Raw genomic sequence first — 15,719 nt, forward strand, 5'->3', positions numbered from 1 at the left:
TTTCACTTATTAGCCAATTCAGGAGCTAGTTTTTTACCCATATAGACCAAATGTGTCTTGTTCGTTATTTCAGTACCATTGTGAGAGGCTTGAATGATCTCAAGATCACCAGATTTTGTTTTTATAAATAGCGGTACCGCATGATTGTCTCCTTTTGTTAATTCAAGTAACTCTTTAAAGTGGTCTTCTGATTCAACGGCTATTTCATTTATTTGAGGGTATTTTTGTACTACATCTGTTAATTTTATAAAGTCATCTGTTTGTGAAAATAGCCCTTCTTTTGGATTATTTTCCGGATCATTCATTTCAGCCGAGGAAATTAATCGAAAACTTCCGTGCTCACCGAACTGATCTTTATACTTATTAATAGCGTATGTATTAATTTCTGCATTTCCAGTTAGAGCCAATAAAAATCCAATATCATTTAATTCAATATTGTTGTTGAGGTCATCGGCGAAAATATCCTCCTTAGAAGCTTCCAACCCCATGTCTTTTGCTTTTTGAATGTTGCTCGAGTTACTGTCTACTAATACTACATGTCTATCATTTTCTTTTAAATATTCTGCAATTAACCTTGACAATTGACTAGCCCCAACAATTAAAATACCGCTAGATTTTGTTAAGAATACCCCTAATAATTTAGCAATGAGTCTTGCTGTTGTTGCATTTAAAAGTACAGTGCCTAGCACAATCATAAAAACCAAAGGCGTAATATATTCAGCCCCTTGTACTCCTTGTTTGATCAATTTTGATCCAAAAAGAGAAGCAATACCGGCTGCTACTATACCGCGTGGACCTACCCAACTAATAAAAAGTTTTTCGTTGGCCTTTAATTTTGATTGCCCAGTACTTATAAAAACGGCCAATGGTCTTATAATAAAAACAACTATGGCAAATAAAATAGCTGTATTCCAATTGAATAACAGCATCATATCTTCCATATTGATATTTGCAGCCAATAAAATGAACAAAATTGAAATCAGCAGAACACTCAAAGACTCTTTAAAATAAAGAATTTCTTTAAGGTTATTCAACTTACTATTACCTAATACCATCCCCATAACAACAACGGCCAAAAGACCGGATTCATGTGCAAAAATATCGGATTCTACAAATACTAAAAGTACAGTAGAAAGTGATACTACATTCAATAAATAATGAGGAATGAGATTTTTATTAATAGCAAACTTTAGTGCATGGGCGAATGTAAAACCAAACGTAGTACCGAATAATAAAATCTTACCAAATTCAACTAGAGCGGTTTTGGTAAAGCCTCCGCCTCCGCCAACACTAATAAATTCAAAGACCAATACGGCTACTAAAGCGCCTATGGGGTCTATGAGAATTCCTTCCCATTTAAGTACTGCTGAGACATCTTTTTTTAAAGGAATATTTCTTAGAATAGGTGTAATAACTGTGGGTCCTGTTACTATAATAAGTGCAGAAAATAAAAATGATATTTCCCAATTCAAATTAAAAATATAATGAGCAGCTACCGCAGCCCCAAAAAAGGTAACAATAGAACCCAAAGTAATGAGTTTGGTAATTACTGGCCCTACATTTTTTATCTCATCTTTTCGCAGAGTTAGCCCCCCTTCAAACAGAATAATACTTATTGCTAAAGAAACAAAATAATACAAACCATCACCTGGGAATAGACCTTTGGTACCATTCCAAATAGGTTCAATCCATTTTGAGCCATCTTCAGAAAGATATTCGGCAGCTATAGGTCCAACAAGTAAACCTATTAGTATTAATGGTAATATGGCTGGTATTTTAAACCTCCACGCCACCCATTGCGCTAATATTCCTAAAATAATGATGCCTGCTAACTCTAGCATATTCTCAAATTTTTGTGAAAATAAGCATTTATAGTTAAAGTTGTTCCGATTAGAATTTTTTAATAAAAATTGCCGTAATTTTTAGCGATATAAACTACTCAATTTTTAAGAGGTAAGCTCTTTCTCTTTTTAGTACTGCAGGACGTTTATAAAAAGAAAAATATGAATTGATATTTCACCAAATTATGTTTTTTCATAAATAAAGATTCTCGATTTACTTGTCTCCCTTTTTCTATAAATTATATGTAACCGTAAATATTGCATAACGCGGTTGTACTATATAAGCCGAGGTGCTATTAAATACATTTTCGATTGTGTTATCACTATTAAGTGACTTAGTATCTAAAATATTGGTAATACTTAATTTAAACTCCCAACTACTATCTTTCTTTTGATAGCTTAGATGTGCATCCCAAAAACTATAATTATTAATTGTTCTATCTTCAGTTCTATAATTATTATAGGTATACTTTGTATTAAAAATAAAGTCTCTTGAGATATATGCGTCAAAATTTATGGAAGGGCTATGCGTAAAAAATTTGTTTTGGATAGCTCCTTGGTTATAATCATTAACCATAAATGTATAAGCTATATCAAAATTTGGAGCATTCCTAAAGTTTGAACTTACTTTAGTTCTATAAGATTGTGTAAATGATTTTGACACTCTATTCTCAGCCACTTGGTTTTGAGAAGATGTAAATAAATTATTGCTTTTATTATAGGATACATTTCCACCTAAATCAACTTTTACTTTTCTAAAACTCTTCTGAAAATCTACATTAGCAGAAATACTTTCATCTGGAAAAGCCGAATTAATTGAAGTTGACATTTGATCTACACCCAATTGTTCTGTATTCAGTTTTATACCATCAATACGCTTATTATAATTTAGAGAAGCAAATACGTTGGTATAATTAAACATACTAAAGCTAGAGTAGTTTAAATTGATATTATGAGATAATGAATTTTCAAGAGTTCGGTTACCAGCATAGAGTTGATTGTAATGATTCAACACATAACCCTCGGCTAATTGATTAATATCTGTAAAACCTACTTGCATATTATACGCTAAGCGTAAAGTTTCAGATTTTTTAAGGTTTATTTTTATAAAAGCATCAGGTAATAGCTTGGTAAACTTATTGATAAAAGAACTACCTAATTGCGTATTTTTAGCTGAATATGTATGTAAAGTAGCGCCTTGGTTAAAGGTGAAAATACCCGTAACAAATTTGTAATGTAAGCCTGTATACAGATCACTAAAAGTATACTCAACATTATTCAAAGTTTCAGTACCTAAATCTTGGTTTAAACTACCGTTTTCTAAAATTTGAAAAATGGTTGAGTTGAATTTTTGATTACCGAGCGTTGAACCCAAGCTCACGTTTAAATTACTCTTTTCATTTATTACGTAGTAGTAATCTAAATTGGTATCAAGCTTATTCGTTTTTACACGATTGTTTTGTGCAACATTAAATAGATTCTGATTTAAGTCTAAATTCAACGTATTTGCAAACGATAATTGTTCTAATTGAGCATTGTAAAAAGGATCTTCTTCTTGCCAAAGATGCTGCGTTTCTAAAGCAAAAATGTGTCTGTCACTTAGTGTATAATAATAATTTAAATTCTGGTTGATAGAAAATGGTGATTGTGTTTTATCTTCTAAAATTGTTCCTAGTTCTGATGAAAAGAAATTCTGCTCTTGACTAAGTTTAGAAATTTTACCAAAAATGTCATAATCTAAATGATTATTGCTGTTAGGTTTATAAGTAGAACTTAGTTTTAATAAGCCTAAGTTATTCTCTTGCTGAGTTAAACTATTGGTTGTTTCTGTAATATCAGTATTAATATAATTCCGTTCACTTGTTTGTTCAATATCAGTTTTCATACCTGAATAAATGGCGAATCCACTTATATCCCAAGATTTTTTTGGTGAATAGCTAAAATTTAAAGCTCCAAATTCTGCATCAATATCTTTAGCCCTGTTGTTCCGCATTACCAAAAAACCTAAATCGTCTGTTACGTTAATTGAAGTACCTCCATTGTCAAGGTTTCTAAAGCCGCCTGTAAACTTAAAATAGTCTCGCCATGTAAATGACACATCGCCTATATTATTTACGTTAGCCATTACATTTAAACTATACTTTGGGCTGTAATAAAATAATTTAGGATTTATAACATGTCTCGATTCATCTTTTCCATCGCCTCCACCAACTCTTACATTACCAAACCAGAAGTTCTTTTTACCTTCTTTTAGTTTAATATTGAGTGCAATATTATCCTCATTATCTGTTACATTACGTAGCTGCCCAACTTCATTAAAATTCTTCAATACTTCAACTTTATCAATTGCATTTGCAGGAATATTCTTTGTGGCCAATTTAGAATCCCCATCAAAGAAATCTTTACCCTCAACCATTACTTTGTCTACCGTTTTTCCTTCTACTTTTATTTCACCCTCATCATTAATTTCCATACCTGGCAGATTTTCTAAAACATCACCCAATTTTTTTTCACGACCCGTTTTAAAGGAATCAGCATCGTAAACAATCGTATCTCCTTTAATGGTAACCGGCATTTTATAAGTAAGGTTTACTTCTTCCAGAGTGTTATCTTCTTTCAAAATAACATCCTTCACAAGATCTTCTTCTAAAGTTTTTAAAGGAATCTCTGCAGTTTTCATGCCTACATAACTTACCTTAACAAGGTAACCTGTGTTCTTGTTTAAATTTAATTTATAGCGCCCTTGACCATCTGTAAACCCATAAGAATCTACCTCTTTTGTTGTCTGGTTGAGCGCAATAATATTGGCCATTTCTAATGCATTACCAAGACTGTCTTTTACTGTGCCGCTTACAGTAATTTGTGCATTAGCAATCCAGGCAGTCATGAGAATGACTACTAACAAAAATCTTTTCATTGATGTTTATTGAAGATTTAGAATCTATTCCGCTATAGCGAAAAATGTAATACTATTAAGATGATATATTAAAATCTAGACCATATAGCTACTAGCCTTGTATTTCTATACTCATCCTTTCACCGTTACCAGATTTTCTTCTGTTTCTAAAGCGCTCCATCATTTCTTTGCTATGGTCATCCATAATCTTGTCAAACTTTTCTTGGCTTATTTTTTTGCCTTTAGTTGGTTCTTCAATAGTTATTTTTTCAGAAGGATTTAAAACAATCTCTGTACAAACAATGGTTTCATTACCCTCTTGAATTTCTAAGATCAACCCTGGCAACCCCCAATATTGCCTTGGGCCATTGTTTACAGGTATGTCTGGTGTATACCAAGCTGTAGTCACTACTGTTACCGTTTCTTTATTCTCTTTTTCTTCTCCATTATTTACATTTAAAGAAATACGTTGTTCTTCTCTAGATCGTGATGCTTTGTAACAGGTATAGTTACCAATGTTTTTGGTTTCACCAGACATTTTCCAGCCAGAGTCTTCAAGTGTATCTTGTATTAAAAAACGCTTTCCACTTATTTCAGTTTTGTTTGTATAGCGTTTTTCGGCAATATTTTTATACAAAATATCAGTTCCGCCACCACCGCCAACTTCCATTACCATTACTCGAGCACCACCAACCTGAGCTTGTGGAGCCTCTAGTTTTTCATTTTGTTTGAAAGTTGACTCAGTTTTTGTAAAGTTTAAAGTATATGTTCTTTGAAATTGTTTCTGCAACTGTGTCGTTAGTTGTTTTTGAACATCTGCACTTGGTCCATTACCTGAACTATCTATTTTAATATCTACTTTTCTGTGAGTTTTGTAAGTTGCTTTTCCATAAAAATCTTGTGCATTAATTAGTGAAGAAAAAATTAGAGCTAAAAAAGTGAGTGTATTTTTCATAAGTTTAAAGTTTATTTTATACTGCAAATATGAATTATGAAAAACACCTTTTAGGTTAATGAGTGTTAACGAGTGTTAAGCAGTCATTTTTATAGTTTATACTGGCTATATTTGACCCATGAACACCAAAAAATACAATTGGATTCTTTATCTAATCGCAGCAACAATTATTGCAACTATTGCTGTGCAATTGTATTGGAATTATAAAAACTTTCAGCTTAATCAGAAACGTGTTCAAAATGAAATTCAGTTAAGTTTAGATAATGCCTTAGAACAGTATTTTGCTGATCTTTCTAAAAAGAATTTTTTAGCAATTGTTGAATCTGATACTATAATGGGTACTAGCTCTAATAGAAAAAGTACTGTTAATTCCGTTTTTAAACGTAATCAAAATGATGCAACAGATGTTGAAATTTCAACTTTAGAAATCAACACAGATACCGAAACTGATTTTAAAGGAATTGATTCCCTTTTTAAGGGAGTAGAAGATAGACTAAGAAGAAGTATGAAGGATACTTCTGGGCATTCTTTTTCTAGAATTAAAAAATTTACTCAATTTTCAAAAGATGGTAAAACAGGGCTTCATTTTGATACGGAAAAAGGTGTTACTGATGTAAAGGTCTATAAGGGAAAGAAAGCTACTGATAGTCTAAAACTAATTACTGGTTTAAGAACTATTTTTGTCGCACTTGAAAACGATTCTTTAGATCATCATAAACTAGATTCAATATTAAAAAAAGAATTAAGAAATAAAAGTATCTCTACATCCTTCTATTTTAATCATAAAAAGGCAGATACTCTTTTTTACACCTCTAAGATGGCTTTGCAACCAGAGTTTGACCTTTCTAGCACTGCAAAATCAACATATTTAAAACCGGGTGAACAATTTACACTTCTATATAGTAATCCTACTTATGAAGCCTTTAAACGAAGTTTAACAGGTATTTTGCTTTCCCTTTTATTATCTATTGCTGTGATATCAAGCTTATTCTATTTATTAAAGATCATCAATCAGCAAAAAGAGTTAGCTAAAATAAAAAATGACTTGATCAGTAATATTACTCATGAATTTAAAACGCCTATAGCTACAGTGTCTACTGCTGTAGAAGCACTTGAAAGTTTTAATGTGGTAGATGATAAAGAAAAAACGAAAAAGTATCTTAATATATCTTCAGCGCAATTAAAAAAATTACATGGCATGGTTGAAAAACTATTGGAGACTGCCACCTTAGATAGTGAGAAATTATTGCTTAACAAAGAAACCCAAGATATTATTGGTTTAACTGAAAAAATTGTACAGAAACATAAACTAGTTGCTAACGAAAAGAATATGCAGTTCTCAGCAAATGTGTCTGCTCTAAATATCGAAATTGATCCTTTTCATTTTGAAAATGCCATTTCAAACCTTATTGACAATGCCTTAAAATACGGTGGTAATGACATTCAAGTTACCATTACATCTATTTTGAATACTTTAGAAATAACTGTAGCAGATAATGGAGCAGGTATAGACAAACAACAGCGTGAAAAGATTTTTGATAAGTTTTATAGAATTCCAAAAGGAAACACACATGATGTTAAAGGATTTGGTATTGGGCTGTATTATACTAAAAAGATTGTTGAAAAGCATGGTGGTTCTATTGATTTAAATTCTAATTCAAAGAATACCTCTTTTAAAATCTCTTTGCCAAATGAGTGATTTTGTAAAAATTATCTTGGCTGAAGATGAACCTAGTCTTGGGCAAATAATTAAGGAAAGCCTAGAAACTCGAAATTTTGAAGTCTTCTTAGCAACAAATGGTGAAGAAGCCTTACAAGCTTACAAAAAAGAAATACCCGATATTTTAGTGCTAGATGTTATGATGCCTAAGAAAGATGGATTCTCATTAGCAAAAGAAATTAGGGAAGAGAACCCTATCATTCCTATTATTTTTCTAACAGCTAAGTCACAAACTAAAGATGTAGTAGATGGTTTTAATCATGGTGGAAATGATTATTTAAAAAAACCATTTTCTATGGAAGAGTTGATCATTCGTATTAGTTCATTACTAGATCGTATTAACTTGAAACAAGACCTTTCAAATATTAAAATAGGCGCTTATCAGTTTAATTATAAAAAACAGACATTATACTTTAACGAAGAGTTAGAGTTATTAACTCATCGCGAATCAGAATTGTTGTTGCACCTCAGTCAGAAAAAAAATGAGGTGTTAGATAGAGCGTTTATTCTTAATAAGTTATGGGGGAATGACGATTTTTTCAATGCCCGTAGTATGGATGTTTTTATAACTAAACTGCGTAGAAAACTTAAAAAGGATAGTAATATACGAATCGTTAACGTTAGAGGTTATGGCTATAAATTGATTTATTAAGCAAATAATTTAGTATTTTGCCTTTTGTGAGATTGCTACTATTCTTTTTCCTTTTTTACTCGAGTCAAGCATTACTTTCACAAGAAGTGATCACACTAAAAATTATAGACTCTATTTCAGTTAAAGCCAATGAGTTTATTGGCGTTGATAGTTTTGAAAATTACTACTATACCAAGGACAATACACTATATAAAAAAACAACTTCAGATACCTATGTATATACCAATACTCAATTGGGGATTATCACAAGAGTTGACGTTACAAACCCAATGAAAATTCTGGTTTTTTATCAGAATTTTAACTCTATCGTTATTTTAGATAACAGGCTGAATGAATTGACGGACATTATTAACTTATCAGAAGTGTCTTTTGGTAAAAATGTAGCTTTAGCAACGGTTTCATCTAACAATAACCTATGGCTGTATAGTTTAGATGATAATATACTTTCTTTATGGGATTACGAATTGAGAAAAACCATTTTTGAATCGCAACCCTTAACATTTTATACTGACGATTTTGAAGCTGAAAAACAGGTGAGTAATTATGAGTATTGTTGGTTGGTTTCAGAAAAAGGATTATTACAATTTAATGAGTTTGGTAGCTTCATGAAGCTATATAATAAAAAGGGTATTGAAAAGGTGGTAAGTTATCAAAATGGAGTGTTAGCTAAAGCGGAGGAAGACTTTTATTATATAACAAATGAAACTGATTTTCAAATAGATGTAAGTGAAATACGTCATAAAACAAACGATTTTTTTGCAATAAAAGAGCACCTCTACTTTTTTGATGTTAATGAGGTTTATAAATATGCTCTTTTAAAAAAATAATTTTACCTTTAAGCTCTCAAAAACTAACAAACAAAAACTGAACAAATGCATGTTGCAATTGCCGGCAATATAGGTGCCGGAAAAACTACTTTGACCAAACTTTTAGCAAAACATTATAAGTGGAGGCCTCATTTTGAGTCGGTAGAAGAGAACCCATATCTAGATGATTTTTATTCCGAAATGGAACGCTGGTCTTTTAATCTTCAGATCTTCTTTTTAAACAGCCGTTTTCGTCAAATACTTGAAATAAGAGAGAGTGGAAAGAATATCATTCAAGATAGAACCATCTACGAAGATGCTCATATTTTTGCCCCCAACTTACATGCTATGGGCCTTATGACAAATCGTGATTTCAGTAACTACTCTTCATTATTTGAATTAATGGAAAAGTTAGTAGCACCACCAGACTTATTGATCTACCTACGCGCCAACATTCAGACATTGGTAGGCCAAATTCATAAGCGCGGCAGAGACTATGAAAACTCAATAAGCATTGATTATTTAAGTAGATTAAATGAGCGCTATGAAGCTTGGATTTCAACGTATACCAAAGGTAAATTATTGATTATTGACGTTGATAATCTAGATTTTGTTGACAAGCCTGAAGATTTAGGCTCTGTAATTGATAAAATAGATGCTCAGATTCATGGATTATTTTAAATTTAATTACCTAACAATTTAGCTAAATTTCTCCTATAACCTTTTTTAAAAAACTATGTATCTTTATTAGGCTTGTAATAGATATTATTTTTTCCGACTTAAAGTTGTAAATTAGAAGTTCACTTTTCTAACCAAACAACTTTTTATGTCAACTACCAAAATTGAAATTGCCAAGATTTCTGATCTTCGAGATAAGCAACCTTCATACGCATTAGTTAAAAGCACAGATTTAGTAATTATTAAACATGAAACAGGTATTTCTGTTTTGTACGGCCGCTGTCACCATAGAGGAGCTTTATTAGCAGATGGTCATATAGATGGGAATAACTTGATTTGTGGTGTTCATGGATGGGATTATCGATACGATACGGGAATCAGTGAGTATAATAATGATGAACAGCTTCATAAATTTCAGGAATATATTGATGGTGATGCATTATTAATTGATACGTCAGAAATTGAAGCTTTTGAAGAGGAACACCCACAACCTTTTCATCGTGATGAATATTTAGGAACCTATGCCGACACACATCCTGAAGATACTGAACCTTATATAGGCTATATAAAAGAGCTTGCGAAAAACGGATTAAAGAATCTGGGTCATCATGGGTTTTCTGCCTCTATGGGTGTAGATAGAAATACGTTGCCCAAGTGGAGTGATATTCAATTTTTACCTGCCCAATTGGCAACCTTGCCTTTATTGGATCATGAAGAAGTGGCTACTAAAGTGGTGATAGGCCCAAATGCTAAAAGACCTTTAGAACTTGATATCCCTTTATTTGTTTCTGATATGAGTTTTGGTGCGCTTTCGCGTGAAGCCAAAATAGCATTGTCTAAAGGAGCAGAGTTGGCAGGTACAGGAATTTGCTCTGGTGAAGGAGGCATGTTACCTCAGGAACAAGCAAATAATTCAAGATATTTTTATGAATTAGCATCGGCACAATTTGGTTTTTCTTGGGATAAATTAGATAATGTTCAGGCCTTTCATTTTAAAGGAGGACAAGGAGCAAAAACAGGAACTGGCGGCCATTTACCAGGTAATAAAGTAAGTGCAGAAATAGCAGAAGTTCGAGGGCTTAAAGAAGGAGAAGCTGCGATTTCACCTGCTGCAAATCCTAATTTTAAAAATGTACAAGATTTTAAAGATTTTTCCGAAAAAGTGCGAGAGCGCACTGGTGGAATTCCCATTGGTTTTAAAATTGCTGCCAGTCATATAGAAAAAGACATTCAATTTGCATTAGATGTTGGTGTAGATTACATCATCTTAGATGGACGAGGTGGAGGAACAGGTTTAGCTCCTACTATTTTAAGAGATAATATTAATGTACCCACCATTCCAGCTTTAGCTAGAGCAAGAAGATATTTAGATAAAGTCGGAGCGCAAGATATTACACTGGTAATTACCGGTGGTTTGCGCATTGCTGAAGACTTTGCAAAAGCAATGATGCTTGGTGCCGATGCTATTGCGGTATCAAATTCAGCTATACAAGCTATTGGCTGTTTAGGTATGCGTGCTTGTGGAACCAATAATTGCCCGGTAGGAATAGCCACTCAAAAAGAATCTTTACGAAGTAGATTGATTATTGATTCATCTGCAAAACAGCTTTATAATTTCTTTACAGCCACTAACGATCTGATTAAAGTGATTGCAAGATCATGTGGTTATAATGACATTTCTAAATTCAATCATAATGATTTATCAACCTTTGACTTTGAAATGCATCAATTATCAGGAATTAATTATGCAGGAGTAACTCTATAGTTAAAAGGTAATTTTTATTTGTAATATTAATTTAGATGAACCGTCAAAGTTTTTAAACAAATAATATTATGAATAAAACACTTATACTTTTTAGCCTATTTTTCCTTTCATATATAGCTAGTAACGGTCAACAAGTAGATTATAATAAAGAAACTGGATTTGTTGCCAACGGTTATGATGTTGTAGCCTATTTTTCGAACAAGGCTATTAAAGGGAAGAAGGATTTTACATTTACGTTTGATAATGCGAAGTATAGATTTTCTTCAAAAACCAATTTAGAAAAGTTTAAAGCGAATCCGGCAAAGTATGTACCTCAATATGGTGGGTGGTGTGCTTATGCCATGGCAGACAAGGGGGAGAAGGTGATCATAAACCCCAAAACATTTGAAATTAGAAATGGGAAACTTTACCTGTTCTATAATAAGTTTTTCACTAATACTTTTGAAAGCTGGTTAGAAGAAATGCCAAATAAATTGGTTTTAAAAGCAGATTCTAATTGGAATAAGATAAAATATAAATCCTAGTTACTTTCTAGTATTATATAAATAAAAAAAGCGAACAGTCATGCTCGCTTTTTCGTTTATAAACTTAAGAGTTTTTACTATTCGTGTTTAGCTAATAATTCGTCAACTTCATCACCTTCAACTGTTTTTACAGTTACTTCTTTTTTACCATCTACTTCTGTAGTTGTGATAACTGTAGCATTCTTTTTGCCGTTTTCTTTCTTTACCAATACTTTCATTTCAGTATTTGATGCAGTGTTAGCGGCAACCACTTCATTCACAACCACCTCAGTTGAAGCATGAGCTTCTTCAGTAGTGTGACCTCCTAAAATTGGCGCAATTACCAATCCTACTAAACAAGTAAGTTTGATTAAAATATTCATAGAAGGACCTGAAGTATCTTTGAACGGATCTCCAACAGTATCTCCTGTTACAGCAGCTTTATGAGCATCAGAACCCTTATAAGTCATTTCTCCATTAATTTCTACTCCTGCTTCAAAAGATTTTTTAGCATTATCCCAAGCACCTCCAGCATTGTTTTGGAAGATGGCCCACATCACACCACTCACACAAACACCTGCCATATAACCACCTAATGGTTCAGCACCAAATACCAATCCAATAATAATTGGAGTGATAATAGTAATTAAACCAGGTAATATCATTTCTTTTAGTGCTGCTTTTGTAGAAATATCAACACACTTGGCATATTCAGGAGTACCTTTACCTTCCATAATACCAGGAATTTCTCTAAACTGACGGCGAACTTCTTCAACCATTTCCATGGCAGCTTTACCAACAGATTGCATTGCCAAAGCAGAAAATACTACTGGTATCATCCCTCCAACAAATAACATTGCTAGTACATCAGCCTTAAAAATATTAATTCCATCAATTCCCGTAAAGGTAACATAGGCAGCAAATAATGCTAGTGCTGTTAAAGCAGCAGAAGCAATTGCAAATCCTTTACCGACTGCGGCTGTGGTATTACCTACTGAATCTAAAATATCAGTGCGCTCGCGCACATGAGGCTCTAATTCACTCATTTCAGCTACACCACCTGCATTATCAGCAATAGGACCAAAAGCATCTATTGCTAATTGCATAGCTGTAGTTGCCATCATTGCTGAAGCAGCTAATGCTACGCCATAAAATCCTGCTAATGCATATGAACCAAAAATGGCTGCAGCAAATAAGATTACTGATGAAAATGTAGATTTCATACCTACAGCAAGACCAGCTATAATATTAGTGGCAGCACCTGTTGAACTATTTTGAACAATATCTAATACCGGTTTTTTACCTAAACTAGTGTAGTAAGCAGTAACCATAGAAATAAGTGCACCTACTGCTAAACCAATACATGCAGACCAGAATACGTTCATAGAAGAGACTTCTTTAGCACCTTCACCGAAAAAATTCATAGTCATGGTTTCCGGTAACATATAATCTATTAAGAAATAACTAGCAGCCAGTGTAATAATGATAGCTACCCAGTTACCCATATCTAATGCTTTTTGTACTTGTGCTTCTTTAGCATCATTATTTGAAATTCTTACTAAGAAGGTTCCAATGATTGATGCTAAAATACCAACACCAGCAATAACCAATGGTAATAAAATAGGTCCCATGTTATTGAATGCATCTGTAAAAGGTGTAACAGAAGACATATCTCTAATCACGTAATTACCTAAAACCATAGCTGCTAAAACAGTGGCTACATAGGAGCCAAAAAGGTCAGCACCCATACCCGCAACATCACCCACATTATCACCTACATTATCAGCAATTGTAGCCGGATTACGAGGGTCATCTTCAGGAATTCCTGCTTCTACTTTACCAACTAAATCAGCACCAACATCAGCAGCTTTAGTATAAATACCACCGCCTACACGGGCAAATAAAGCAATAGATTCAGCTCCTAAAGAGAATCCTGCTAATGCTTCTAACACGACAGTCATATTATTATAGAATGATCCTTCGGCGCCCATAAATTGATTGGTGAAGAATAAGAAGAATAAACTTAATCCTAATACTGCAAGACCTGCAACACCTAATCCCATAACAGTACCACCACCAAACGATACTTGTAAAGCTTGCGGTAAGCTGGTTTTTGCAGCTTCAGCAGTTCTTGCGTTAGCTTCAGTAGCCACACGCATTCCTATGTTTCCTGCTAAAGCGGAAAAGAAAGCTCCAAATATAAATGCGGGAACGATCATCCAGCTAGTTGTATCTACAATCTGAGAAATGCCGAAAAGAGCGGCAGAAGCAATTACAACAAATATTAAAAGTAAGCGATATTCTGCATTCAAAAACGCCAACGCTCCTTCTTTTATCGCTTTAGAAATACCTTGCATTTTTTCGCTTCCTGCAGCCTGCTTTTTCACCCAAGACATTTTCACGAACATAAATAACAACCCTAAAATTGCCAATGCAATAGGTATAAAGATCATATTTGATTCCATTCTATAATTTTAATTAAGTTAACTTTTGTTTTAAGCCGTGCAAAAGTAATGAAATTGACACGATTAAAAAATAAAAAAACCAAGTAAAAACTTGGTTTAGGTAGATAAAGTTAATAGTTTTTTCTTATTCGACTACTTTATAATTATCATCCCAATTTTTCACTTTAGGCGCACCTAATTTACCAATAGACTTAGCAACAAGCATTGAAACAGCGGCATCACCTGTAACATTAACGGAAGTTCTACACATATCTAAAGGACGGTCTACAGCAAATATCAAAGCAAGACCCGCTTCAGGAATACCGGCATACCCCAATACACCTACCAGCATAACCATTCCAGCTCCCGGCACCGCAGCCGATCCTATTGAAGCTAAGGTTGCTGTTGCAATAATTCCCAATTGTGTTGAAAAAGAAAGGTCCATCCCAAAAGTCTGTGCAATAAAAACTGCTGCTACAGCTTGATATAAACTCGTACCATCCATATTAATAGTAGCCCCAATTGGTAACACAAAACTCGCAGCTTCCTCCTCAACTCCTAAATGCTCAGTCACTCGTTCCATGGTAACAGGTAATGTTGCTGCACTTGAGCTTGTAGAAAAAGCTAATAGTTGTGCAGGGGAAATACCATTGATGAAAAAACGTGGTTTTCTACCTGTAAATATAAAAACAAGAGAGGTGTAGATAACAATCATTAAAAGTAATCCAAGTACGACAGTGAGTGCATACCAACCCAGCGCTTTAAACAAATCTACACTTGGTGATTCTACTACTAAAGCTGCTAACAAGGCAAAAACACCATAAGGTGCTGCTAGCATAATAAGATCAACCATTTTTAGAATGACCTCATTAAACCCATCAAAAAAATGCTTCACTGTTTTTCCCTTCTCTTCGGGAATTAAAATCAGACCTATTCCAAAAAAGACAGAAAAGAATATCACTTGTAGCATATTTCTATTGCTGGTGGCAGAAGCAAAAATATTATCAGGCACTAAATCTTCAAGAGGCTTCAAGGGCCCTGCTTCTTTCTGTGTTCTGGCTGTTTCTTTATATTGAGTAGTACTATCGGTATAGTTTCCAACCATTTCTGTTCTGGTATCTTCTGTAATAGAATTGCCAGGCTTTACAATATTTACCAATAATAAACCTATAGATACAGCAATTATAGTTGTAGAAATATAGATACCAATAGTTCTACCTCCCATTTTAGAGAGTTTAGAGATATCCTTCAAATCAGAAACACCTTTTATTAAGGCAGCTAATATTAAGGGTATAGCAATTAATTTTAAGGAGTTAATGAATATTTTTCCAAAGGGCTTCACCCAATCTTGAATCAGTTCTTTTCCTCCCTCAAAGTTTGTCATTATTAAGCCTAAGATTACTCCGAAAAGCATTCCTAATAGTATTCTCCAATGTAGTGCTAGCTTTTTCATTTTTAT

The 15,719-nt window shown here is 33.4% G+C and carries 11 protein-coding genes; 6 read left to right on the plus strand and 5 right to left on the minus strand.

The window, feature by feature from the left end; genetic code table 11:
* Positions 1-2 precede the first annotated feature (2 nt).
* The 3 genes from AC1EU5_RS01995 to AC1EU5_RS02005 form a co-directional block, all read right to left on the minus strand.
* A complete protein-coding gene (locus AC1EU5_RS01995) occupies positions 3-1,841 on the minus strand; it encodes a cation:proton antiporter (protein WP_480190673.1) in 1,839 nt (612 codons plus the stop codon).
* Between the two features lie 232 nt (positions 1,842-2,073).
* Positions 2,074-4,758 (minus strand): carboxypeptidase regulatory-like domain-containing protein, encoded by a 2,685-nt coding sequence (locus AC1EU5_RS02000; RefSeq protein ID WP_480190674.1) that lies wholly within the window; start codon positions 4,756-4,758, stop codon positions 2,074-2,076.
* Between the two features lie 91 nt (positions 4,759-4,849).
* A complete protein-coding gene (locus AC1EU5_RS02005) occupies positions 4,850-5,692 on the minus strand; it encodes a GLPGLI family protein (RefSeq protein WP_480190675.1) in 843 nt (280 codons plus the stop codon).
* Positions 5,693-5,810: 118 nt separating this feature from the next.
* Here AC1EU5_RS02005 and AC1EU5_RS02010 point away from each other — a divergent pair, with 118 nt between their 5' ends.
* The 6 genes from AC1EU5_RS02010 to AC1EU5_RS02035 all read left to right on the plus strand — a co-directional run bounded on the left by AC1EU5_RS02010 (position 5,811) and on the right by AC1EU5_RS02035 (position 11,837).
* On the plus strand, positions 5,811-7,391 hold the full coding sequence (locus AC1EU5_RS02010) for a sensor histidine kinase (RefSeq protein WP_480190676.1): 1,581 nt from the start codon (positions 5,811-5,813) through the stop codon (positions 7,389-7,391).
* The gene (locus AC1EU5_RS02015) at positions 7,384-8,064 is read left to right on the plus strand and encodes a response regulator transcription factor (protein WP_480190677.1); all 681 of its coding nucleotides are present in this window, start codon (positions 7,384-7,386) and stop codon (positions 8,062-8,064) included. The genes AC1EU5_RS02010 and AC1EU5_RS02015 overlap by 8 nt, the downstream gene beginning before the upstream one ends.
* Positions 8,065-8,150: 86 nt before the next feature.
* On the plus strand, positions 8,151-8,891 hold the full coding sequence (locus AC1EU5_RS02020) for a hypothetical protein (protein ID WP_480190678.1): 741 nt from the start codon (positions 8,151-8,153) through the stop codon (positions 8,889-8,891).
* A gap of 45 nt (positions 8,892-8,936) precedes the next feature.
* On the plus strand, positions 8,937-9,551 hold the full coding sequence (locus AC1EU5_RS02025) for a deoxynucleoside kinase (protein WP_480190679.1): 615 nt from the start codon (positions 8,937-8,939) through the stop codon (positions 9,549-9,551).
* Positions 9,552-9,696: 145 nt separating this feature from the next.
* Positions 9,697-11,313, plus strand: coding sequence for a glutamate synthase-related protein (locus AC1EU5_RS02030; RefSeq protein ID WP_480190680.1), 1,617 nt, complete (start codon positions 9,697-9,699; stop codon positions 11,311-11,313).
* A gap of 68 nt (positions 11,314-11,381) precedes the next feature.
* Positions 11,382-11,837 (plus strand): YHS domain-containing (seleno)protein, encoded by a 456-nt coding sequence (locus AC1EU5_RS02035; RefSeq protein ID WP_480190681.1) that lies wholly within the window; start codon positions 11,382-11,384, stop codon positions 11,835-11,837.
* Positions 11,838-11,914: 77 nt separating this feature from the next.
* Here AC1EU5_RS02035 and AC1EU5_RS02040 read toward each other — a convergent pair whose 3' ends face one another.
* Together AC1EU5_RS02040 and AC1EU5_RS02045 are read right to left on the minus strand one after the other, a co-directional pair.
* Entirely contained in the window at positions 11,915-14,281 is a 2,367-nt protein-coding gene (locus tag AC1EU5_RS02040; protein WP_480190682.1) for a sodium-translocating pyrophosphatase, read from the minus strand.
* A gap of 124 nt (positions 14,282-14,405) precedes the next feature.
* A complete protein-coding gene (locus AC1EU5_RS02045) occupies positions 14,406-15,713 on the minus strand; it encodes a dicarboxylate/amino acid:cation symporter (protein ID WP_480190683.1) in 1,308 nt (435 codons plus the stop codon).
* Between the last annotated feature and the right edge of the window lie 6 nt (positions 15,714-15,719).

The sequence above is a fragment of the Maritimimonas sp. 2405UD52-3 genome, from assembly GCF_056591715.1.

What these genes read in the sequence shown, in the direction of transcription:
- AC1EU5_RS02000 (WP_480190674.1), bottom strand. Translation starts at nt 4,758, where the DNA reads ATGAAAAGATTTTTGTTAGTAGTCATTCTCATGACTGCCTGGATTGCT.
- AC1EU5_RS02005 (WP_480190675.1), bottom strand. Translation starts at nt 5,692, where the DNA reads ATGAAAAATACACTCACTTTTTTAGCTCTAATTTTTTCTTCACTAATT.
- AC1EU5_RS02010 (WP_480190676.1), top strand. Translation starts at nt 5,811, where the DNA reads ATGAACACCAAAAAATACAATTGGATTCTTTATCTAATCGCAGCAACA.
- AC1EU5_RS02035 (WP_480190681.1), top strand. Translation starts at nt 11,382, where the DNA reads ATGAATAAAACACTTATACTTTTTAGCCTATTTTTCCTTTCATATATA.
- AC1EU5_RS02040 (WP_480190682.1), bottom strand. Translation starts at nt 14,281, where the DNA reads ATGGAATCAAATATGATCTTTATACCTATTGCATTGGCAATTTTAGGG.
- AC1EU5_RS02025 (WP_480190679.1), top strand. Translation starts at nt 8,937, where the DNA reads ATGCATGTTGCAATTGCCGGCAATATAGGTGCCGGAAAAACTACTTTG.
- AC1EU5_RS02030 (WP_480190680.1), top strand. Translation starts at nt 9,697, where the DNA reads ATGTCAACTACCAAAATTGAAATTGCCAAGATTTCTGATCTTCGAGAT.
- AC1EU5_RS01995 (WP_480190673.1), bottom strand. Translation starts at nt 1,841, where the DNA reads ATGCTAGAGTTAGCAGGCATCATTATTTTAGGAATATTAGCGCAATGG.
- AC1EU5_RS02015 (WP_480190677.1), top strand. Translation starts at nt 7,384, where the DNA reads ATGAGTGATTTTGTAAAAATTATCTTGGCTGAAGATGAACCTAGTCTT.
- AC1EU5_RS02045 (WP_480190683.1), bottom strand. Translation starts at nt 15,713, where the DNA reads ATGAAAAAGCTAGCACTACATTGGAGAATACTATTAGGAATGCTTTTC.